Source organism: Thioalkalivibrio sp. ALJ12 (assembly GCF_000378305.1).
In the GTDB taxonomy this organism is placed as follows: domain Bacteria; phylum Pseudomonadota; class Gammaproteobacteria; order Ectothiorhodospirales; family Ectothiorhodospiraceae; genus Thioalkalivibrio.
In genome coordinates this window covers 427902-447987 of the sequence record NZ_KB899540.1, presented here as the reverse complement: position 1 = coordinate 447987, position 20086 = coordinate 427902, and the positions used below count along the sequence as shown (strand labels likewise).

General features: G+C 66.6%; 22 protein-coding genes. 10 read left to right on the top strand and 12 right to left on the bottom strand.

Annotated elements, in window-relative coordinates:
- Positions 1 to 5: 5 nt before the first annotated feature.
- The 3 genes from glp to mobA form a co-directional block, all read right to left on the bottom strand.
- Complete coding sequence (glp, locus tag F467_RS0112425; RefSeq protein WP_018138157.1) at positions 6 to 1250, bottom strand: gephyrin-like molybdotransferase Glp; 1245 nt, start codon at positions 1248 to 1250, stop codon at positions 6 to 8.
- Between the two features lie 27 nt (positions 1251 to 1277).
- Entirely contained in the window at positions 1278 to 1814 is a 537-nt protein-coding gene (mobB, locus tag F467_RS0112420; protein WP_018138156.1) for a molybdopterin-guanine dinucleotide biosynthesis protein B, read from the bottom strand.
- A 64-nt stretch (positions 1815 to 1878) separates the two neighbouring features.
- Positions 1879 to 2445 (bottom strand): molybdenum cofactor guanylyltransferase MobA, encoded by a 567-nt coding sequence (mobA, locus tag F467_RS0112415; RefSeq protein WP_018138155.1) that lies wholly within the window; start codon positions 2443 to 2445, stop codon positions 1879 to 1881.
- A gap of 137 nt (positions 2446 to 2582) precedes the next feature.
- Here mobA and F467_RS0112410 point away from each other — a divergent pair, with 137 nt between their 5' ends.
- The 5 genes from F467_RS0112410 (at position 2583) to F467_RS0112390 (ending at position 7456) form a co-directional block, all read left to right on the top strand.
- Positions 2583 to 4100, top strand: coding sequence for a nodulation protein NfeD (locus F467_RS0112410; protein WP_018138154.1), 1518 nt, complete (start codon positions 2583 to 2585; stop codon positions 4098 to 4100).
- A 319-nt stretch (positions 4101 to 4419) separates the two neighbouring features.
- The gene (locus tag F467_RS0112405) at positions 4420 to 5265 is read left to right on the top strand and encodes a slipin family protein (RefSeq protein ID WP_018138022.1); all 846 of its coding nucleotides are present in this window, start codon (positions 4420 to 4422) and stop codon (positions 5263 to 5265) included.
- A gap of 14 nt (positions 5266 to 5279) precedes the next feature.
- The gene (gene xerD / locus F467_RS0112400; protein ID WP_018138023.1) at positions 5280 to 6185 is read left to right on the top strand and encodes a site-specific tyrosine recombinase XerD; all 906 of its coding nucleotides are present in this window, start codon (positions 5280 to 5282) and stop codon (positions 6183 to 6185) included.
- Positions 6186 to 6279: 94 nt separating this feature from the next.
- The gene (locus tag F467_RS0112395) at positions 6280 to 6993 is read left to right on the top strand and encodes a DsbC family protein (RefSeq protein WP_018138024.1); all 714 of its coding nucleotides are present in this window, start codon (positions 6280 to 6282) and stop codon (positions 6991 to 6993) included.
- Positions 6994 to 7054: 61 nt separating this feature from the next.
- Positions 7055 to 7456 (top strand): OsmC family protein, encoded by a 402-nt coding sequence (locus tag F467_RS0112390; protein ID WP_018138025.1) that lies wholly within the window; start codon positions 7055 to 7057, stop codon positions 7454 to 7456.
- A gap of 277 nt (positions 7457 to 7733) precedes the next feature.
- Here F467_RS0112390 and trxA read toward each other — a convergent pair whose 3' ends face one another.
- Positions 7734 to 8609, bottom strand: coding sequence for a thioredoxin (trxA, locus tag F467_RS0112385; RefSeq protein ID WP_018138026.1), 876 nt, complete (start codon positions 8607 to 8609; stop codon positions 7734 to 7736).
- A 318-nt stretch (positions 8610 to 8927) separates the two neighbouring features.
- Here trxA and parE point away from each other — a divergent pair, with 318 nt between their 5' ends.
- Both parE and F467_RS0112375 read left to right on the top strand, forming a co-directional pair.
- Positions 8928 to 10814, top strand: a complete 1887-nt coding sequence (gene parE / locus F467_RS0112380) for a DNA topoisomerase IV subunit B (RefSeq protein WP_018138027.1) — start codon at positions 8928 to 8930, stop codon at positions 10812 to 10814.
- Positions 10815 to 10939: 125 nt separating this feature from the next.
- Complete coding sequence (locus tag F467_RS0112375; RefSeq protein WP_018138028.1) at positions 10940 to 11512, top strand: Spy/CpxP family protein refolding chaperone; 573 nt, start codon at positions 10940 to 10942, stop codon at positions 11510 to 11512.
- Between the two features lie 44 nt (positions 11513 to 11556).
- Here the strand turns inward: F467_RS0112375 and F467_RS0112370 are convergent, their stop codons facing one another.
- The 4 genes from F467_RS0112370 to F467_RS0112355 all read right to left on the bottom strand — a co-directional run bounded on the left by F467_RS0112370 (position 11557) and on the right by F467_RS0112355 (position 14940).
- Positions 11557 to 11883, bottom strand: coding sequence for a DUF3634 family protein (locus F467_RS0112370; RefSeq protein WP_018138029.1), 327 nt, complete (start codon positions 11881 to 11883; stop codon positions 11557 to 11559).
- 12 nt (positions 11884 to 11895) lie between these two features.
- Positions 11896 to 12723, bottom strand: coding sequence for a M48 family metallopeptidase (locus F467_RS0112365; protein WP_018138030.1), 828 nt, complete (start codon positions 12721 to 12723; stop codon positions 11896 to 11898).
- A 114-nt stretch (positions 12724 to 12837) separates the two neighbouring features.
- Entirely contained in the window at positions 12838 to 13785 is a 948-nt protein-coding gene (locus F467_RS0112360) for a hypothetical protein (protein WP_018138031.1), read from the bottom strand.
- A gap of 51 nt (positions 13786 to 13836) precedes the next feature.
- Positions 13837 to 14940, bottom strand: coding sequence for an alkene reductase (locus F467_RS0112355; RefSeq protein WP_038049521.1), 1104 nt, complete (start codon positions 14938 to 14940; stop codon positions 13837 to 13839).
- 160 nt (positions 14941 to 15100) lie between these two features.
- Here F467_RS0112355 and F467_RS0112350 point away from each other — a divergent pair, with 160 nt between their 5' ends.
- The 3 genes from F467_RS0112350 to F467_RS0112340 all read left to right on the top strand — a co-directional run bounded on the left by F467_RS0112350 (position 15101) and on the right by F467_RS0112340 (position 17300).
- Complete coding sequence (locus F467_RS0112350) at positions 15101 to 15649, top strand: glutathione peroxidase (RefSeq protein WP_018138033.1); 549 nt, start codon at positions 15101 to 15103, stop codon at positions 15647 to 15649.
- A gap of 380 nt (positions 15650 to 16029) precedes the next feature.
- A complete protein-coding gene (locus F467_RS0112345; protein ID WP_018138034.1) occupies positions 16030 to 16392 on the top strand; it encodes a nucleotide pyrophosphohydrolase in 363 nt (120 codons plus the stop codon).
- 143 nt (positions 16393 to 16535) lie between these two features.
- A complete protein-coding gene (locus F467_RS0112340; protein WP_018138035.1) occupies positions 16536 to 17300 on the top strand; it encodes an SDR family NAD(P)-dependent oxidoreductase in 765 nt (254 codons plus the stop codon).
- A 133-nt stretch (positions 17301 to 17433) separates the two neighbouring features.
- On the opposite strand, the gene F467_RS0112335 is transcribed toward F467_RS0112340, so the two are convergent.
- The 4 genes from F467_RS0112335 to F467_RS0112315 all read right to left on the bottom strand — a co-directional run bounded on the left by F467_RS0112335 (position 17434) and on the right by F467_RS0112315 (position 19929).
- A complete protein-coding gene (locus F467_RS0112335; protein WP_018138036.1) occupies positions 17434 to 18099 on the bottom strand; it encodes a DUF3012 domain-containing protein in 666 nt (221 codons plus the stop codon).
- A 144-nt stretch (positions 18100 to 18243) separates the two neighbouring features.
- The gene (locus tag F467_RS0112330) at positions 18244 to 18873 is read right to left on the bottom strand and encodes a MarC family protein (RefSeq protein WP_018138037.1); all 630 of its coding nucleotides are present in this window, start codon (positions 18871 to 18873) and stop codon (positions 18244 to 18246) included.
- Positions 18874 to 19352: 479 nt separating this feature from the next.
- On the bottom strand, positions 19353 to 19652 hold the full coding sequence (locus F467_RS0112320) for a type II toxin-antitoxin system RelE/ParE family toxin (protein WP_018138039.1): 300 nt from the start codon (positions 19650 to 19652) through the stop codon (positions 19353 to 19355).
- 25 nt (positions 19653 to 19677) lie between these two features.
- Entirely contained in the window at positions 19678 to 19929 is a 252-nt protein-coding gene (locus tag F467_RS0112315) for a YlcI/YnfO family protein (RefSeq protein WP_020404933.1), read from the bottom strand.
- Between the last annotated feature and the right edge of the window lie 157 nt (positions 19930 to 20086).

Genomic DNA, 20086 nt, shown 5'->3' with positions numbered 1-20086 from the left:
GGCGATCAGAAGACTTCCCGGAACGAGAGCACCTCCACCCATTCGCCCACGCGCGCCCCGTCGGACTCGCGCGGCAGCACGATGTAGGCATTGGCCTCGCTCATCGCGCGCAGCTGGTGCGAGCTCTGGCCGCCGGCCGAACGTACGACCCATCCACGCTCATCGGTGGCGAGCACCGCCCGCTGGAAGTCCTTGCGCCCGGGGGTCTTGCGCAGGTCCTCCACCAGGCGTGCGCTGATGGTGTGCGGCGGCGTGGTGTCGCGTCCGGCCAGGGCCTGCAGGGCAGGGCGTACCAGCAGCGCGAAGGTCGTCATGACCGCGACCGGGTTGCCGGGCAGGCCCAGGAAGTGGGCGTTGCCGAAACGCCCGAAGGCCAGAGGGCGGCCGGGCTTGATCGCGATCTTCCAGAAGCCGACCTGGCCCGAGGCCTGCAGGACACGAGTCACGTGGTCGGCATCGCCGACCGAGACGCCGCCGGTGGTGATGACCAGGTCCGCTTCCTGCCCGGCGCGCTCCAGCGCCTCGCGAACGGCCGCCTCTGTATCGCGGATCACGCCGTAGTCCAGCGCCTCGACCGGGTAGGAGGCCAGCAGCGCGCGCAGCGTGTGGCGGTTGGAGTCATGGATCTGGCCCGGTCCCAGCGGCTGTCCCAGCGGCACCAGTTCGTCGCCGGTGGAGAAGAATGCGACCCGCGGCTTGCGCAGTACTTGCAGCTCGCCGATCCCCTGGCTGGCCAGCACGCCGATCTCGGCCGCCCCGATGACATGCCCCCTGGCGAATAGCGCGGTCCCGCTGGCAGTGTCGCTGCCCGGGCCGCGAATGTTGTGCCCGGGCGCCAGGCCGCCGTTGTGCAGGCGAATCCCGGTTTCGCCGACGCGCTCGACCTGTTCCTGCATGATCACGACGTCGGCCCCGTCCGGGACCACGGCGCCGGTCAGGATGCGCACGCACTGGCCCGGTGTCACCGTGCCGTCCCAGGGGTGCCCGGCGGCCGAAGTCCCGGCCAGCATCAGCTCGCGGCCCTCGACGGCGTCGTCGGCGCGCAGGGCATAGCCATCCATCGCCGAGACGGCGGCCGGCGGGACGTCGATACGGGCGGCGACCGGCTCGGCCAGGGTGCGGCCCAGCGCCGATTCCAGTGCCAACGTCTCGGATTCGGTCAGTGCATCGCAGGCCTGCAGGATGGCCGCGCGCGCCTGTTCCAGGGTCAGTGCGTTGGGGTCGAATTCGTCGCAGCTGGGCACGGACATAGCGCTCGGCGTCTCCGGGGCAGGTGTTCAGGGGTTCAGGTTGAAGTGGTCAATGATAAAACGCGCGACCGCATCGGGGTCGTTGATCGGCAGCAGGGGGCCGTCGAAGTCCAGCTCGGCGGCATCGGTCGCGACCGCGATCACGCCGGGGATCTCCGGGTAGAGCGGGGGCTTGCCGACAGAGGGGCGGTGGACCTCGATCTTCGGCAGGTCAGCCTGCTTGAAGCCCTCGACCAGGATCAGGTCCGCGCGTTCCGGGTCCAGGCGCGAGCAGAGCATGTCCAGGTCCGGTACGCGGCCATCGTCGGTCTCCGGGGTCTCCACCATCAGCGCATAGCGCCGGCAGGAGGCAACCAGCATCTGGTCCGCACCGGCATGGCGCAGCTCGTAGCTGTCCTTGCCGGGGGTATCCACGTCGAAGGCATGGTGGGCATGCTTGATCACGGCCGGGCGCTGGCCGCGGGCGCGCAGGGCGGGGATCACCGCCTTGAGCAGGGTGGTCTTGCCGCTGCCGCTCCAGGCGGCAAAGCCGATGCGCGGGAGGTTGGTCGGGATTGGGTTCATGGCCACCTGCTTGCGTTATGCACGCCCGAGTATAGCGATAACCGGTGGCAGCGGGAGGGGGCGCTCAGCCGACCAGGTCTTCGGGCGTGTTCAGGTTGACGAAGGCGCCGGGCTGGTCGGAGAAGTCGACCACCGTGGCGCCAATGTCGCGAAACCAGCGGCCGACCGCGAGTGGGCCACGTGCGAGATCCGTCTCCAGGCGCGCGGCCAGCTCGGGTCTGAGCAGCGCGAATAGCGGTTGCAGCCGTTCGCCGTCGTGGGCGATCGCGGCCGGGGCGGCGCAGGAGCCCAGCGCCTGGCCCAGTCTTGCGGCCAGATTCGGAGGCAGGTGCGGGGCATCCACCGGGACACAGAGCAGGGTGTGGCCGGGGGCGTGCGCCCATGTCGCGGCGATCCCGGCCAGCGGCCCCGGGTAATCGGGGCGCGTATCCGGCAGACAGGGAAACCCCAGCGCCTGATAGCGGTCGATATCGGTGTTGGCGCTGATCACGATGGAGTCCACTTGCGGCCGCAGACGTTCGATCACCTGTTCCACCAGTGGGCGGCCCTGGTACTCCACCCAGCCCTTGTTGCGCCCGCCCATGCGTCGACCCTGTCCGCCGGCCAGGACCAGGCCGAGTGGCGGATGCATTGCCTTGTTCGTGGGGGATGCGGACATCGGGATTGGGGAATCAGCGGCGCAATAGCCTATGGTTTAGGGTGGGGGCACGTACCGGGTGAAGCGTTGCCGAGTGTACGACGAAACAGGACCGACGGGAGAGGAAGCCCATGAAGCGAGGCGGCATGCGCCTCTGGCGAACCGTAATCTGGCTGGCGTTCCTGCTGCTGGGGGCCGGCTGGCTGGCGATGTCCACGCTGGCGGACACCGGGCAGCGGCAGGCACTGGTGCTGACCGTGGAAGATGCCATTGGTCCGGCCACCGGCGATTACATCCGCCGCGGTATCGAGCGCGCGGAGGCCGAGGACGCCGAGATCATGGTCCTGATGCTGGATACCCCGGGCGGGCTGGATTCCAGCATGCGCAGCATTATCCGCAACATCCTGCAATCGGATGTCCCGGTGGTCACCTATGTCCACCCTTCGGGTGCCCGCGCGGCCAGTGCCGGGACCTACATCCTCTACGGTTCGCATGTCGCCGCGATGACCCCGGCCACCAACCTCGGTTCTGCCACGCCGGTGCAGATGGGCGGAGGCGGCCTGCCGGGCATGGATCCGCCGGAAGAGGAGGAAGAAGAGGCCACCGACGAGACCAATGGCAATGGCGACAACGGTAACGGTAACGGCAACGGCAACGGCAACGGCGACAACGGCGAGGTCGAACCGGCCACCGAGGAGGAACTGCTGGAAGACGATCCCCCCTCACCCCGCCGGGGCGGCGACGCGATGGAGCGCAAGGTGCTGGAAGATGCGGTGTCCTACATCCGCGGCCTGGCCGAGCGCTACGACCGCAACGCCGAGTGGGCCGAGGAGACAGTGCGCGAGGGCTCCAACCTGACCGCGACTGCCGCGCTGGAACAGAACGTGATCGATTTCGTCGCGGACAACCTCGACGACCTGCTGGCGCAGATCGACGGCCATACCGTGCGTATGCACGACGGCGAGCGGACGCTGTCGACCGAGGGGCTGGAGATTGTGCGCATGGATCCGGACTGGCGCACCCAGTTGCTGTCGCTGATCACCAACCCGAATATCGCCTACATCCTGATGCTGATCGGGATATACGGCATCATCTTCGAGCTGGCCAATCCGGGCGCGATCTATCCCGGGGTGATCGGCTCGATCGCGCTGATACTGGCGTTCTTCGCGCTGCAGGTGATGCCGGTGAACTACGCGGGCCTGGCGCTGATGCTGCTGGGCATGATTTTCATGATTGCAGAGGCCTTCGTACCCAGTTTCGGGGCGCTGGGCATAGGAGGAATCGTGGCCTTTACTGTTGGCTCCATCATCCTGTGGGACGACCCGCAGCTGAATGTGGCGATCCCGCTGGTGATTGGCACTGCCATCGCTATCGGCATCCTGTCGGTCTGGGTGCTGGGCCGGCTGTTCAGCCTGCGTGGCAAGAAGCCCGCCACCGGCTACGAAGAGATGATCGGCATGATCGGCGAGGCGCGCGAGGACTTCGACCAAAGCGGTCGAGTCTGGGTCCACAGCGAACAGTGGAACGCGGAGACTTCGGCACCGGTCCGCGAAGGACAGAAGGTGCGGGTGACCGCAATCGAAGGACTCAGGCTTCGGGTCGAACCCGTGACTGAAGAAGACACCCCGGGCACTGCCTCGGCCGGCTAGGGAAACACTGATTAATGTACACACTCGCGTTGGTACCCCAGGTTTTCCGAGACAAGGCGCGGTGCGCAGCCGGTAGTGGTTCTACCGGCAAGTGCCGCAACGCAGGATCGGGGAACCTGGGGTGCCAACCCTACGACTTAATTAACGAAAGGGCTCGGCCGCTTTTGCGCGCGCACGGCGTTGCGGCTCCCTTGTGCAGAATGACTGCACGGCGGTCACCGCGCCTTGTTCGCACGCAAAAGCGACTCGAGCGCGAGCGTGTACATTAAACAGTGTTTCCCCCGCCGGCGCGGCACCCTCAACACAGAAGGAGCAGGACATGAACGATCTCGGTTTCTTTGTCGTCCCGCTAGTCATCCTGGTCGCCATCATCGTGATGTCGATCAAGGTGCTGCGCGAGTACGAGCGCGGCGTCATCTTCTTCCTCGGCCGTTTCCAGTCGGTGAAGGGCCCGGGCCTGATCATCGTGATTCCGGGCATCCAGCAGATGGTGCGGATCGACCTGCGCATCATCACACTCGACGTGCCCAGTCAGGACGTGATCTCGCAGGACAACGTGACGGTGCGGGTGAACGCGGTGCTGTACTTCCGCGTGGTGGATTCCGCCAAGTCGGTCATCCAGGTCGAGGATTACTACGCTGCGACCAGTCAGCTCGCGCAGACCACGCTGCGCTCCGTGCTCGGCAAGCATGACCTGGACGAGATGCTCTCCGAGCGCGACAAGCTGAACAACGACATCCAGGAGATCCTCGATTCACAGACCGATGCCTGGGGCATCAAGGTCACCAATGTCGAGATCAAGCATGTCGACCTGGACGACTCGATGATCCGCGCGATCGCGCGCCAGGCCGAGGCCGAGCGCGAACGTCGGGCGAAGGTCATCCACGCCGAGGGCGAACTGCAGGCGGCCGAGAAGCTGGTCCAGGCCGCGCAGCAGATGGAGGCGAGCCCGGCCGCGCTGCAGCTGCGTTACCTGCAGACGATGTCCGACATGTCGACGAACGGCAACGCCAACTCGATCTTCTTCCCGCTGCCGCTGGAGCTGACCAAGGTGTTCGAGAACCTCGCCGGCAAGTTCCGCGCGGAGAACCCCGAGGCGCCGGGCAATCCGATGGGTGGTCTCGGCAATCCCGGCAATCCGGGCAACCCGGGAGGTAACCCGTAGGCCGCGCGCGGGCCGTGACCGCAGCGGCAGTCCAGTCCGACACCCTCGACCGCTTCCTCGACGAGCTCTGGGCGGTCGAGGGCCTGTCGGATCACACCCTGGCGGCCTATCGCCGCGACCTTGAGGCCCTGGCGCGCTGGCTGCACGGGCGCGGGGTCGCGCTGGAGACGGCCAGTGGTGCCGATCTGCTGGGATTCGTCAGCGCCCGCATGCAGGCGGGCGCGCGGCCAAAGTCGATTACCCGTGCCCTGTCCAGCCAGCGGCGCTTCTACCGCTACCTGGTGCACCAGGGCGAGCGCGAGGATGACCCCAGTGCCGGGATCGAGTCCCCGCGCGCCGGGCGCCCGCTGCCGGACAGCCTGTCCGAAAGCCAGGTCGACGCGCTGCTGGCGGCCCCGGAACTGGATACCGCAGTCGGCCTGCGCGACCGCGCGATGCTGGAGCTGATGTACGCGACCGGCCTGCGCGTGTCCGAGCTGGTCGGCCTGGAGCAGTCCGAGGTGAACACCCGCCAGGGCGTGGTGCGCGTGACCGGCAAGGGCGACAAGGAACGCCTGGTGCCGCTGGGGGAGGAGGCCGTGCACTGGCTGACACGCTATCTGCGCGAGGCCCGGGCCGACCTGATGGCCGGTCATCCGCCGGTGGATACCGTGTTTGTAACGCGGCGTGGCCGGGGACTGACGCGTCAGGCCTTCTGGTATCGCATCAAGCACTATGCACGGGTGGCCGGCATCGAGGCGCCGCTGTCGCCGCATACCCTGCGCCACGCGTTCGCGACCCATCTGCTGGACCACGGGGCGGATCTGCGCGTGGTGCAGATGCTGCTGGGCCACTCCAGCCTGTCGACGACGCAAATCTATACCCACGTCGCACGCGCCCGCCTGCAGAGCCTGCATGCGGAACATCATCCCCGCGGCTGACGTCTATTACCCCAGTTTCGTGCCAGAGCCGGGCGGGCCGTATTGTTGGGCCTGCTAGACTGGCCTCCTTTTTTGTACAGCCACGAGAGAGTCCATGTTTGTAAAACGCGCACTGCCCCTGGCCGTCCTGCTGGCCGCCTTCACTACCACCGCCGCCGCGACCGATGCCATCGAGGAGCGCATGGCCGAGGTCATCCCCAATGCCGAGATCGACAGCATCCAGGAAACCGGCATGGACGGGATCTACGAGGTGCGCTACGGCACCGAGATCTTCTATGTGTCCGGGGATGGCAAGTACCTGCTGCAGGGCAACCTGATTGACCTGGATACCCGTGACAACCTGACCCAGGGTTCGCTGCGGGGCGTGCGTGCCGACATGTTCGCCGAGATCGACGACAGCGAACTGGTCGTCTATTCACCGAACGGCGACACCCGCGGCGTGCTGAACGTGTTTACCGATCCGAATTGCCCCTACTGCCGCGAGATCCACCAGGACATCCCGCAGTACCTGGAGGCCGGTATCAAGGTGCGCTACCTGATGTTCCCGGTGCTGGGGCAGAACTCCCCGGAGATCATGGACCGGATCTGGTGTGCGGATGACCGCGAGGACGCGATGGATCGCGCCAAGGCCGGTGACACTCTGGACGACATCGACGGCAGCTGCGGCACCCCGCAGGACGCGCACATGGCGCTGGGCCAGCAGCTGAATTTGCGCGGCACCCCGGCCCTGATCACCGAGGACGGCCAGCAGATGTCCGGCTACCAGGAGCCGGAGGCCGTGATCGAACGGATCGTCGGCAGCAACTGACCGAACGGATCGCCCGGACCGCAGCGGACGGGCCGGGCGCATTCTTCCAGCGGAGGTTTCGATGCTCGAATACGAGTTGCGCGTTGAACGACTGGACTCGCACGGCAGTGTGGCCAGCGCCAAGCAGGCCGAGATCACCCTGGACACCGACATGGACGGGCGTGACGATGCGCTGAGCCCGCCGGAGCTGCTGCTCGCATCGCTGGGGGCCTGCATGGTGAGGGGTATTCAGCGGGCCCTGCCAATGTTGCGCATGGAGATCGACACCCTGTCGATCCAGTTGCGTGGCTGGCGCCAGGACGACCCGCCCGCAATCGCCAGAATCGAGTACCGCATCGAAGTCGGGACCGACGACGATGAGGAGATGCTGGAGATCCTGCACCGCAACGTGCAGAAGGGCACGATCTACTCGACCCTGGCCGCTGGGACCGAACTCACCGGAGAGCTCGTCGCCAGCACCTGATGTTGCGCTTTCGTAGGAGGCCAGCCCCCTGGCCGATGGGGTGCTGCCGTATCGCGCGCACGCGTAGCCCCGCCCGCGCCGGATGTATTCCCGGTGGCTACGGCAGGGGTTCGGCGTCCGTCGGATGGGTTGGCCTGCGTCTGATCGCCGAGAGGGCTCGGCTCCTACAGCGCTGGACCGCGCCCCTCGTAGGAGGCCAGCCCCCTGGCCGATGGGGCGCATGCAGGAGCGCGGTCGCCCGCGAAGCCCCTGTTCGAGCGGATTCCCGAGCGTCTCCTTAGTACAGAAGTGACGCCATCTGCCGCCGGTACTGTCCGACCAGCGGATGGTCATCCCCCAGCACCTTGAATGCGGCCAGCAGGCCCTTCTGGCCAGCGCCGTCGTTGTAGGCGCGGTGCTGCTTCATCAGTTGCAGGTACAGCCCCAGCGCCTCCTCGGCGCGGCCCGAGAGGATCGCGTAGGCGGCCATCTTCTCCAGTGCCTCGGGGCTGGGGTTGCCGGACTGGATCTCCGTCGCCACGGCCTGCGGGTCGATGCCGGCTGCGGTCTTGGCGAAGACTAGTCGCGCACGCAGTTCCTTCACCGCGTCCTGTTCGTGCTGGTCCAGCGGCAGCTTGTTCAGCTCCGCTTCGGCGGCGTCCGCATCGCCAGACTGGGCCAGCGCTCGGGCCAGCTCGATGCGCAGGTCGCCATTGTCGGGGTCTTCCTCGAGCGCGGCCCTGAGCGTGGCCAGGGCACCGTCCACATCGCCGGTTTTCGCCTGTTCGCGCGCCTGTTCGATGATCCTGTCCGAGGGCTTTTCCAGGTAGCGGTCGATCATCGCGCGGATGTTCGGCTCCGGCTGTACGCCCATGAACTGGTCCACCGGCTTGCCGTGGCGAAACACCATCACGGTGGGCAGGCTGCGCACGCCGTACTGCTGGGCCAGGGCCTGCTGCTCGTCGCTGTTGACCTTGGCCAGGCGGAACTTGCCGGCGTACTGCGCGGCCAGTTGCTGCAGGAGCGGCATCAGCTGCTGGCAGGGCCCGCACCAGGCGGCCCAGAAGTCGACCATGACCGGGCGGCGGGCGGATTCTTCCAGCACGGCCTGCTGGAAGCTTTCCTGGGTGACGTCGAGGATATCGTCGCCGGTTATGCTCGCGGCTTCTTCCATCGGAAACCTCCTGTGAAGACGGGGATACGGAATCTGTCCTGCATTGTTGGGATCGGAACCGGGATTGCAAGCAGCCTTTCCCCCGCGGGCTTTGGTACGCTGCGCACAGGCCACCGCGCTGGCCACGAATACGGTTGCCCCGTCATTGCGAGAAGGCGTAGCCGACGAAGCAATCTCCCCGGGCGGCTCCGACGCTGGCCCGGACCAATGTCGGTGGTTTCGTTGGGAGGTTGCTTCGTCGCTTCACTCCTCGCAATGACGGTGCCTGTTCAGAAGGCCGGGTTCGGCAAAGGGCATGATCAATAAAGGGGTTCCTGTGTGAGCTATTCCGCATCCGATATCGAGGTCCTCGAGGGGCTGGACCCGGTGCGCAAGCGCCCGGGCATGTATACCGACACGACCCGCCCGAACCACCTCGCGCAGGAGGTGATCGACAACTCGGTGGACGAGGCGATCAGTGGCCACGCCAAGCGCATCGACGTGATCCTGCACAAGGACGACTCGGTATCCGTTTCCGATGACGGCCGTGGCATGCCGGTGGACCTGCACCCGCGCGAGAACCGCCCGGGGGTAGAGGTGATCCTGTCCACGCTGCATGCAGGCGGGAAGTTCTCCGACAAGAACTACCAGTTCTCGGGCGGCCTGCACGGGGTGGGCGTGTCGGTGGTCAATGCCCTGTCGCAGAAGCTCGAGGTGCAGATCAAGCGTGACGGGCGCGAGTACCGCATGGCCTTCGCCGGCGGCCACAAGACGCAGGACCTGGAACCGGTGGGGGAGGTCGGCAAGCGCAATACCGGCACCACGCTGCACTTCTGGCCGGACCCGCAGTATTTCGATTCGGCGAAGTTCTCGGTACCTCGGCTGAAGCACATCCTGCGCGCCAAGGCGGTGCTGTGCCCGGGTCTGACCGTCACCTTCCGCGACGAGACCACCGGCGAGGCCTGCGAGTGGTGCTATCAGGCGGGCCTGCGCGACTACCTGGTGGAGGCGCTGGATGGCCTGGAGCGCCTGCCGGAGGAGCCCTTCATGGGCGCGATGGCCGGCGCCACCGAGGCGGTGGACTGGGCGGTGACCTGGTTGCCGGAGGGCGGCGAGGTCGTCAGTGAGAGCTACGTGAACCTGATCCCGACCACCCAGGGCGGCACGCACGTGAACGGCCTGCGCACCGGTCTGACCGACGCGGTGCGCGAGTTCTGCGAGTTCCGCAGCCTGCTTCCGCGCGGTATCAAGCTGGCGCCGGAGGATGTCTGGGAGCGGGTCGCCAGCGTGCTGTCGTTCAAGATGCAGGACCCGCAGTTTGCCGGGCAGACCAAGGAGCGTCTGTCTTCGCGTCAGGCCGCGCCGTTTGTCTCCGGCGTGGTCAAGGACGCCTTCAGCCTTTGGCTGAATCAGCACCCGCAGCAGGGCGAGCGTATCGCCGAGCTGGCGATCCAGAACGCGCAGAAACGGAGCCGCGCGGGGCGCAAGGTGGTGCGCAAGAAGGTCACCCAGGGCCCGACCCTGCCGGGCAAGCTGGCGGACTGCGCCAGCCAGGACCTGGAGCGCACCGAGCTGTTTCTGGTCGAGGGCGATTCCGCCGGTGGCTCCGCCAAGCAGGCGCGCGACCGCGACTTTCAGGCGATCATGCCGCTGCGTGGCAAGATCCTGAACTCCTGGGAGGTCGACCCGGACCAGGTGCTCGGATCGCAGGAGATCCACGACATCTCCGTGGCCCTGGGCGTGGACCCGGGCCAGGCCAGCCTGGACGGGCTGCGCTACGGCAAGGTCTGCATCCTGGCCGACGCGGACTCCGACGGCGCGCACATCGCCACCCTCCTGTGCGCGCTGTTCCTGAAGCACTTCCGCCCGCTGGTGGAGCGGGGGCATATCTATATCGCGATGCCGCCGCTTTATCGCGTGGATGTCGGCAAGCAGACGTTCTACGCCCTGGACGACGACGAGAAGGCCGGGGTGCTGGAACGCATCGAGGCGGAAAAGCTGAAGGGCAAGGTCTCGGTGACCCGCTTCAAGGGCCTCGGCGAGATGAACCCGCTACAGTTGCGCGAGACCACCATGAACCCGGACACCCGGCGCCTGGTGCAGCTCACCCTGGACGCCGCCGACGACACCCAGCAGCTGATGGACATGCTGCTCGGCAAGAAGCGCGCCTCCGAACGCCGCGCCTGGCTGGAAGGCAAGGGCCACCTGGCCGACGTCGCCGTTTAAGGAAGTCACGTGCCCATGCATGTGCTCGTGCTCGGTTGGTTGCCCGCGCTTGTAGCGGAACCCGACCATCCCTTAGGGGGTCGATCATGCGTTATGCCCGACGAATCATCCCCAAGGAGTCGCTGATGAAATCTCTGTCCCCAGTGCGCTGGGTTTTCGGGCTGGTGCTGGCCGGCTGTATGGCCCCCGCCCTGGCCAATTCGTATACGACGATGCAGGACCGCGAGATCAAGGCCCTGTCGGCCGAGGAGCAGGAGGGTCTGCTGGACGGGCAGGGACTGGGGATGGCCCTGCCGGCGGAGCTGCATGGCTATCCCGGTCCGCTCCATGTGCTGGAGGTGGCCGATCAACTGGATCTCAGTGCCGAGCAGCAGGCGGAAACCGAGCGGTTGTTCGATGCCATGCGCGAGCAGGCGCGGGAGCTGGGGCAGCGGATCGTCGATCTGGAGCGTGAGCTTGACGAGCGCTTTGCCTCGCGCGAGATCACCAGCGACCAGATCGAGGCGCTGACGGTCGAGATCGGCGAGTTGCGTGGGCGGCTGCGCCACGTCCATCTTTCCCACCACCTGGAAGTGGACGAGCTGCTGTCGGATGAGCAGAAGGAGGCCTACCAGCGTGCCCGTGGCTACGACGAGGATCGGCCCGGCGCGCACGGACATCAGCACGGCCACGATCACCACCATGGCCACGGCCACTGATCGGGGCGCCGTTCAAGGGCGCCGATCGGCGCCCCAGTGCTCTTTTAGCGGCGTTTGCGGCGGCGCCGGCGGCCGAGCTTGATGCGCTTCAGGGCGGTTTGCAGCTCGCCCTGCGCCTCGCGGGGGATGGAGCCGGAGGCGCGCAGGCGTGCGCCCTCGCGGGTGCGCATCGCGGTCAGGCGGCCGCGCTGGATGCCGTAGCGCCGGGCGACATCCCGGGCTGTGTGCTCGAAGTGCATGGGCACGTCGCCGCGCCGTGCCCGCGGCTTGCCGTCCACGATCTCGAGGCTGAACAGGATGCTGGCCTGCCAGATGATCAATGCCGCTGCGGCCAGCAGCAGCGCAATCATCAGCAGTAACGCGGTGAGCATGGACATTTCGGTCTAATCCGACTCCGGTTCCGGTAGTGCTTCGACCTGGCGGCGAAAGCGCTGGAAATCATCGCTGTCTCGAGCCAGCCCGTCCAGTGTTTCCTGCGGGAGCGCGTCGATCCGCGCCTGGGTGTTCTCCACACGCTCGCGGGTGGTGGGGTGTGTAGCGAAGAACTGCTCGACCCGGCCGGGATCCCGGTCGCGCTCGTCCAGCAGGGTTTCGAAGAACGAGACGAGGCCAATGGGGTGGATACCGGCATCCACCAGGTAGCCAATGGCCACGTCGTCCGCCTCGCGCTCCGCCTCGCGGCTGTAGCCGGCGAACACGCCCGCGGCGCCGACCTGCACGGCCACCTGCTCCGCCGCGCCAGGGTCGCGTCCGAGAATCACGCCGTAGACGACGGCGAGCCCCATTTCCGCCTGCTGCGCGCGACGCCACTGGTCGATGCCATGGCGCTTCACCACATGCCCGACCTCGTGTGCCAGCACGCCGGCCAGTTCGGACATGTCGTCGGCCCGCTCGATCAGGCCGCGGTAGACATAGATATGGCCGCCGGGCACGGCGAAGGCGTTTACGTCCGGCCCGTTGACCACATAGAAGGTGTAGTCGATCTCTTCGCGATCGTCGGCCACCGCCGCAATCGAACGACCCAGCGAATTGATGTAGTCGTTGATGGCCGGCTCTTCGACGATGGGCAGCTCCGCGTTCAGGTCCGCGGCCAGCTCCTCGCCCAGCTGGCGTTCCTCCTGTACCGAGACTCGCGGTGCGCAGGCGCTCGCCAGCACAAACACACCGACCAGGGCCAGCACTGCGGCCAGCCGTCCATACGCCCTCTGCATGCCTGGTGTCGTCATGCTGTCCCTCCCATCCTGTCGCGTTCCCTTGTGTCTCCAACATAGAGCGTTTTGGCTCGCGCGGGGAGGGCCGGAATCGTACCTGGGTCTGCGTTTGCCTCAGTGTTTCAGCAAGTCGTCCAGCGTGCGGCGCGGCGCAGGGTGGGATGTGCCGTCCGGGCGGCCTAGCGCGAACAGCAGTTGCGGCTGGCCCCCACCCAGGGTCTCGGCCAGTTGCGGGCGCCAATCGGCCTGCTGGACGGGCTGATTCAGATAGCGGGCGCAGAGCCCGTGCCGGGCGGCTTCGAGCAGTACGCGCTGCAGGGCCTGGCCGGCGGTCAGCCACTGCATCGGACCCTCGATTCCGGTGCCCAATGCCAGCAGCAACGCGGCCGCCTGCGCCGCCCTTGCCTCGCCGCGCGCCATCGCGCGGGCGGGCACCAGATGGCGGACGCTCCAGCGGGCCAGGCCGCCGGTCACACGACCGACCGGCAGGCCGTCGCCCCGGGAGGCCGGGCGCATCCACTGCGCCAGTTCGCGGCGCCAGGCGGGATTCTTCCATTGAGCAGCGGTCGCCGCGCGGATCAGGTTGGCGACCTCCTCGCGGCGCTCGTCGCCCGTGATCGGGCGCAGCCAGGCCCCTTCCTGGCGGGCGGCATGCACGAGTGTTTCGACGATGTCCGGGGAGATTTCGCCGGTGAGAAACCGGCCACGCCAGGAGCGGCGTTCACCGATCCATTCTCGCAGCGGTGCCAGGTCCTGCTGGCCTGCTCCCCCATGGTGCCCAGTCAACAGCCGCACGAACGGGCCGTCGCCCGCCTGTTCCGGGCGCACGTTCAGGCCCTGGCCGTCCGCGGCGGCGGCCACGCGCAGGTTCAGCACCGCACAGCCGCAGCTGATGATGCGTTCGCGCCCGGTCGGGTCATTCACCGGAAGCGAGCGCGTCGGGTCGGTCCAGACCTCCACTCCCGCGCGGTCCACACGGAACCGCCAGGGCTGGGTGTTGTGCGAGGAGGGTGCCTGCCCGGCCAGGCGCAGCCACTCGCGGATGGTGGGATCGATCTCCATTCCGCCAACATACCGCTAAGCCTTCGCGCTGGCGACGGGCTTGCCAGGCTGCTAGTCGAGCGTGGGGTAATCCGTGTAGCCGTGTTCGTCGCCACCATAGAAGGTCGCCTCGTCCCATTCGTTCAGCTCGGCATGGCGGCGGAAACGCTCCGGCAGGTCCGGGTTGGCGATGAAGGGGCGGCCGAAGCTCACGAGGTCGCAGCGCCCGGCGTCGATGCGCTGACGGGCCTCGTCGGCGGTGTAGGCGCCGTTACCGATGTAGGTGCGGCTGAAGTGTTCACGGATCGCGTCGATCACGGGTTCCGGGCGACCGGATGCGTGGTTGCCCTGAAACGAGTCCTCGACGACCTCGATATAGCTGATGCCGGTGGCGTCCAGCTCGCGGGCAAAGGCGCTGTAGGTAGCCAGCGGGTCGTCGTCATGCATGTCGTTGAAGCTGCCAGTGGGGCTCACGCGGATGCCGACTCGCTCCGGTCCCCATACCCCGATGACCGCGCGCACGACCTCCAGCGGCAGGCGCATGCGGTTCTCGACCGAGCCGCCATAGGCATCGGTTCGCTGGTTGCAGCCGCTGCGCAGGAACTGGTCCAGCAGATAGCCATTGGCCGCGTGGATCTGCACCCCGTCGAAGCCGGCCGCTCGCGCGTTCTGCGCCGCCTTGCGGTACTGCTCCACGATGTCCGGCAACTCGTCGGTCTCCAGCGCGCGGGGTTCGAGCACCTCCACCATGCCGGAGTCCGCACTGACAAACGTGTAGGCACCTTTGGGCTGGATGGCGGAGGGCGCGACGGGCTGGGCGCCATCGGGCTGAAGCTCCGGGCGCGAGATGCGGCCGACATGCCACAGCTGGGCCTGGATGCGGCCCCCGGCGGCGTGCACCGCCGCGGTGACCTTGCCCCAGCCGGCGACCTGCTCGGCCGAGTAGATGCCCGGCGTAAAGGCGTAGCCCTTGCCCTGCGGCGATACCTGGGTCGCTTCGCCGATGATCAGGCCCGCTCCGGCACGCTGGGCGTAGTACTCGGCGTTCAGCTCCCAGGGTGCGTCGCCCGGCTGGGCGGCGCGCGAGCGCGTCAGCGGTGACATCAGTATCCGGTTGGGCAGTTCTAGATCGCCAAGGCGATACGGGCGGAAAAGCGGGTCGCTGGAAGCGGTCATCAGGTTCTCCATCTCGGTTGAGTTCGTTCCGTGCGGGGCGTCGGACCGGAACGGGCCGGCGGACGTTCCGCTGCAGGGCGTCACCGGCATCGGGTGGGCGATGCGCAGAACCCTGGCTGTTACCGATGGTCTGAACGTCGAGCTATCGCGGAGATTCGACATGCCCCTGTTCATGCGCCTGTTCGCTGCCATCCTGCTGGTCTTTCCTCTGGCGCTTGCCAGTGCCGCCGAGCCTGACCGGGCGGCGTTGTTCGAGCACGAGCTGGGTCGATTGCACTCCTCCGAGGTGGTCAATCTGCAGGAGCGCTTTCAGGGGCACCCGCTTCTGATCGTCAACACGGCCAGCCACTGTGGCTACACCGATCAGTTCGGCGGGCTGGAACGGCTGCACCAGGATTACCGGGACCAGGGCCTGAAGGTCGTCGGCTTCCCCTCGCACGACTTCAACCAGGAGGCGGATGACGAGGCGGAGACCGCGCGTGTCTGTTTTCAGAACTTCGGCGTGACCTTCGATATGTTCAAGCCGATCGGCGTACGCGGTGACGGTGCGCACCCGATCTTCCGCGAACTGGCGCGCCAGGCCGACGCCCCGCGCTGGAACTTCTACAAGTACGTGGTGGACCGCGACGGCCGGGTGGTCGCGCACTTCCCCAGCCGGGTCGGCCCCAACTCCACCGACCTGCGCGGCGCGATCGAGAGCATCCTGTAGTACGTCTTTCGCGGATGCCGGCCCCGGCGCTCAGGGCAGCGGGACGAACTCGTGCTCGTCGCCCGGGCCTTGCCGGAAACAGCCGCCTTACCAGTTCTGTCTGGTTTGTCCGATACGCTCCTGGCGCAGCAAGCGTCTACTCGGGAGCGTTCCCGGGGCTGTAAGGCGGGTTCTTCCGCCGCACAGGGGGCGGGCTAGGCCTCGCATGCCTGCTCGTCAGTACGTGCGCTGTTCCCGAGCGAGCCGGGACCTCCGGCGTTCGAACATCCCGGTGGCGCCAGTTCTGTGCCTGCGCGGGCGATTACCAGGCGGATTACGGCGCGGCGAGAGTTCGTTACGGTGTCGAGTCCAGAGAAACGGATGCGACAGGAGCGATGGCCATGGGGTCGACCAACACGCGGGGGCTGGATGAGCTGGCGATGCGGCTGGAGGCGTTCGTCGAAGAGCGCGACTGGGCGCAGTTCCATTCGCCGAAGAATCTCTCGATGGCGCTGGCGGGTGAGGTCGGCGAGCTGATCGAGCACTTCCAGTGGCTGACCGAGGAGCAGTCGCGTGGCCTGTCCGGCGAGGCGCTGGAAGAGGTTCGGGCCGAGATCGCAGATGTGCAGATCTATCTGCTGATGCTGGCGCGCAAGCTGAACATCGACCTCGTGCAGGCCGCGAGCGACAAGCTGGAAACCAACGCGAAAAAATACCCGGTGGACAAGGCGCGAGGCCGCGCACGCAAGTACACGAACCTGTAGATCGCTCGTTCGGCCCGCCGGGAGTCGTATGCGGCAAGAGTCGTGACCCGGATCAAGATGCCTGGCCTTTGCCGGGCTGATAATGGTTTTGTCCGCGAGCGCCTTGCCGCGGTTACCCGACTGCACGATGAAGGAGACACAGCATGAGTCCCCTGGAAGGAAAAGTGATCGTAATCACCGGTGGTGCCGGTGGTATTGGCGAGAGCACGGCGCGCATGGCGTACGAGCAGGGCGCCAGTGTGGTGATTACCGACCGCGACGCCGGGCCGGTGGAGGCCATCGCCCAGTCCCTGGGCGAGCGTGCGGTAGGCCTGGCCGTGGACGTCACGCGGCGCGAGGACAACGAGCGCATGGTCGCGACGGCACTGGAACGTTTCGGGCGCCTGGATGGCGTGTTCCTGAACGCCGGGATCGAGGGCGAGGTGGGCCCGTTCGACAGCCGTTCCGACGCGGCTTGGGAAAAGGTCTTTGCCGTCAACGTGCATGGCGTACGTCTGGGCGCGGAGGCGGCCCTTCCTGCGCTGCGTCGCGGCAATGGCGGCAGCATCGTGATCACCTCCAGCGTAGCCGGGCTGCGCGGGGCTGCGGGCCTGTCGCCCTATGTGTCCAGCAAGCACGCGGTGGTGGGCATGATGAAGTGCCTGGCCGCCGAGCTGGGATCGGAGAACATCCGCGTGAATACGCTCAACCCCGGCCCGGTCGCGAACCGCATGATGCAGTCCATCGAGGAGCAGGCGAACCCGGGCCACGCCGACGAGGTGCACAAGTCCTTCGAGGCGCGCATCCCGCTGGGCCGCTACGTCAGTAATGAGGAATGCGCCGGGATGGCGGTATTCCTGCTGTCCGACGCCGCCTCCGGCTGCACGGGCAACACCTTTGTTGTCGACGGCGGACTCTGCTCGCAGTAGCCTGCAGGCGCGCGCCACTCGTCGTCGTTCGGCGCGCCAGGTGGTGACGTCATTGCGAGGCCCCGCAGGGGCCGCGGCAATCTGTCGATTGAACCTGCAAGCGGGGCTCCGGGAGCTATGCCGGGGCCCCGCGTCAGCGCCCCACGCAGTGGTTGGCAAAGGCGAAGGCGTCGTTCATCGTCCACTGGGCCTGGGGCGTGTTGGCCATGGCGTCGCACCATGCGGGACTGCCAACCGCCTGCGCGCCACCGGCGAACGTGGCCTCCATCTGCCGTTCCAGCCGCTCGTTGGTCCGGGCGAAGTTCAGCCACGCCATCTCCAGGGCCGGCGTTGCATGCGCTGTCTCGACACGCATGATGTTTTCTTCCAGTCGATCCAGCGACTGCTCCATGCGCCCTTCCAGTTCCAGCATGCGCTGGTGGTTTTCCGGGGCGTCAAACGACGCCTCCATGACCTCCATCTCGTGTTCCTCGATCGACTCCATGAAGACGATCATCTCGCTCGCCAGTTGTTCCAGGCGCGGCGTCAGTTCTTCGGTCAGCCAGGTGGCGTGCTCATTGGCGGCCTCCCGGCTTTCGACCCCGGCCAGTTCCGCACTCATGGTGTCGAACAACTCGATCCAGGACTCCAAAAAGCCGATCGCGCGCTCCATGGCCGGCGCGTCTGGTTCTTCCTGGATGATGGTGTCCGGTTCCGCGGCCTGGGCCGAGTCGTTCGATTGGCCGCAGCCGGAAAACGTGATCAACACGAAAGCCAGCCCCGCGATGGCTGGCGCGGTAAAGCTCGGTAGGGTGTTCATGGCTGCCTCCCTCGGTTCCCCCTAACCGAACACAAATCAATGCAACAGGATGGGAACCGCGGCCGACAGCGAACGGAATGCGAACAGGCGGCGATTACCTAGTTCATAGCAGCAAACGCACCGGTTTGCCGAGGTGCAAGTTCGTCAGCCCAGCAGGCCGCTTTGCTCGAGGCCGTCGAATATGAACTGCATGGCCAGTGCGCAAAGCAGCACGCCGAGGATACGGGTCAGCACATGGGCGCCGGTCACCCCCAGCAGGTGCTGCAGGCGTGATGCCACCAGCAGACAGATCAGGGCCAGTACCATGATCGCCGCCAGCGCGCCCAGCACCACCGCCTGGGCCATCCAGTCATCGCCGGCCCGGCTCATCAGCAGGATTGCCGCCCCCATCGCGCCCGGCCCGGCCAGCATGGGGGTCGCCAGCGGGAACACCGAGATGTCGCCCCGGCTGCGCGCCTCGCTGGTTTCCGCCGGAGTCGCCGACACCCCACCGGAACTGCGCGCGAAGACCATGTCGATCCCGATCAGCAACAACAGGATGCCGCCGGCCGTGTACAGAGCCGGCATGGTGATGCCCAGTACCGACAGCACGGCCTCGCCGAACAGCGCGAACAGCATCAGGATGGCGGTCGCCAGCAATGCCGCGCGCCAGGCCACTCGGCGTCGCTGGGCCCGTGTCATGCCCTGGCTCAGCACCGCGAACACGACCGCCACGTCCACGGGGCCTACGGTCACGAAGAAAGTCGCCAGTGCGACCACACCCAGTTCCAGCATTGCTCTCCCCCGATGGCTCGGGTGACCGGATTAGTCGTTGACGTCCCGGCGGGATTCCCGGAATACGAATAGTGTCCGCACTAAGTAGGGGCTGACCAAAGTCAGGATCACCCATCCATTGAACAGCCATCCGGGCGCCCGGTCCACCTGCAGCCAGCTCCCCACTGCAAGGAGCGCAATCGGCGCCAGGATTGCGAGCACCGCATACGACGCGCGCGTACCGAAGCGCGCCCCATTCCCCGAAAAGACGATCGCGATAGCCATCCCCAGGAGAAAAACAGGAAGAAGTAGAGGCCACAACATTCGCGTCTAACCCACCCGGATTCCGCGAATTTCAGCCCCTTCCATCTGCGCAGCTCCTGTTGGATGGCGAATCGCCATATCGTTCGCGGTTACGGCGCCATCGAACCCCGTTGGTTGGCGGTCCCTGTGACATCCTCTGAGCCAATGGCCCGGTCCTGTAATTACCCGTGGACGCATTAGAAGTAGTCGTCCTCGCGCTGGTGCCGAAACGCCAGGAGGGAGACCGTCTCGGCATCGTCGATCTCGAACAGGGCGACATAACCCGAGCGGCCAAACGGAATCAGGAGTTCGCGGATGCGGGGGTGGGAGGCGTCGGGCATGCGGCAGCTCAGCGGAAAGCGCTCGAGTAGCGATACCGCCTCGCCGATGGCGGCCCGAGCATGGGCCGCGGCCGTTGGGTCGCGCTCCGCGAGGAAAGCGACAAGCCGCAGGAGATCTTCGCGCGCCTGCGCTGTAAATCGTACCGAGTAACTCATCCTTGAGACTCCAGCGGTTGGGCTACTACTTGCTTAAGAGACGGTCGAGATCATCGAGTACCGATTGGGCCGGGTAGTACTCGTCCGTTTCCCGGGCGCTGCGTGCGGACTCCAGGCCGCGCGCCAGGAACTCGGCCCGGGCTCGTCGACGGTCAATCTCGTGGCGTACGGCATCCTCGATAAAGGCCGACAGTGTCTCCCCTTCGCCAAGGGCTTGCTCCACCTGATGCCGAAAGCCATCGCTCACCCGCAGGGCTGGCAACGTCGTGTTTTTCATCCTGTGTCTCCGCAACCGCCTTCCCGTATTGTATCGCAAATGCAATACAGAATGCTGGCCTGCATTCGAAGGTGTTATCGCCTGTCAGGGATAACGAGTGGCAAAGGAAGGTCTGGTGCTGAAGTCGTCACTGCGAGACTGCGGCCATCCGCCGAAC

Bases quoted from the DNA above. Each gene is read 5' to 3' on its own strand.
- glp (WP_018138157.1), bottom strand. From the start codon at position 1,250: ATGTCCGTGCCCAGCTGCGACGAATTCGACCCCAACGCACTGACCCTG.
- mobB (WP_018138156.1), bottom strand. From the start codon at position 1,814: ATGAACCCAATCCCGACCAACCTCCCGCGCATCGGCTTTGCCGCCTGG.
- mobA (WP_018138155.1), bottom strand. From the start codon at position 2,445: ATGCATCCGCCACTCGGCCTGGTCCTGGCCGGCGGACAGGGTCGACGC.
- F467_RS0112410 (WP_018138154.1), top strand. From the start codon at position 2,583: ATGAAGCGAGGCGGCATGCGCCTCTGGCGAACCGTAATCTGGCTGGCG.
- F467_RS0112405 (WP_018138022.1), top strand. From the start codon at position 4,420: ATGAACGATCTCGGTTTCTTTGTCGTCCCGCTAGTCATCCTGGTCGCC.
- F467_RS0112395 (WP_018138024.1), top strand. From the start codon at position 6,280: ATGTTTGTAAAACGCGCACTGCCCCTGGCCGTCCTGCTGGCCGCCTTC.
- F467_RS0112390 (WP_018138025.1), top strand. From the start codon at position 7,055: ATGCTCGAATACGAGTTGCGCGTTGAACGACTGGACTCGCACGGCAGT.
- trxA (WP_018138026.1), bottom strand. From the start codon at position 8,609: ATGGAAGAAGCCGCGAGCATAACCGGCGACGATATCCTCGACGTCACC.
- F467_RS0112375 (WP_018138028.1), top strand. From the start codon at position 10,940: ATGAAATCTCTGTCCCCAGTGCGCTGGGTTTTCGGGCTGGTGCTGGCC.
- F467_RS0112370 (WP_018138029.1), bottom strand. From the start codon at position 11,883: ATGCTCACCGCGTTACTGCTGATGATTGCGCTGCTGCTGGCCGCAGCG.
- F467_RS0112365 (WP_018138030.1), bottom strand. From the start codon at position 12,723: ATGCAGAGGGCGTATGGACGGCTGGCCGCAGTGCTGGCCCTGGTCGGT.
- F467_RS0112360 (WP_018138031.1), bottom strand. From the start codon at position 13,785: ATGGAGATCGATCCCACCATCCGCGAGTGGCTGCGCCTGGCCGGGCAG.
- F467_RS0112355 (WP_038049521.1), bottom strand. From the start codon at position 14,940: ATGACCGCTTCCAGCGACCCGCTTTTCCGCCCGTATCGCCTTGGCGAT.
- F467_RS0112350 (WP_018138033.1), top strand. From the start codon at position 15,101: ATGCCCCTGTTCATGCGCCTGTTCGCTGCCATCCTGCTGGTCTTTCCT.
- F467_RS0112345 (WP_018138034.1), top strand. From the start codon at position 16,030: ATGGGGTCGACCAACACGCGGGGGCTGGATGAGCTGGCGATGCGGCTG.
- F467_RS0112340 (WP_018138035.1), top strand. From the start codon at position 16,536: ATGAGTCCCCTGGAAGGAAAAGTGATCGTAATCACCGGTGGTGCCGGT.
- F467_RS0112335 (WP_018138036.1), bottom strand. From the start codon at position 18,099: ATGAACACCCTACCGAGCTTTACCGCGCCAGCCATCGCGGGGCTGGCT.
- F467_RS0112330 (WP_018138037.1), bottom strand. From the start codon at position 18,873: ATGCTGGAACTGGGTGTGGTCGCACTGGCGACTTTCTTCGTGACCGTA.
- F467_RS0112320 (WP_018138039.1), bottom strand. From the start codon at position 19,652: ATGAGTTACTCGGTACGATTTACAGCGCAGGCGCGCGAAGATCTCCTG.
- F467_RS0112315 (WP_020404933.1), bottom strand. From the start codon at position 19,929: ATGAAAAACACGACGTTGCCAGCCCTGCGGGTGAGCGATGGCTTTCGG.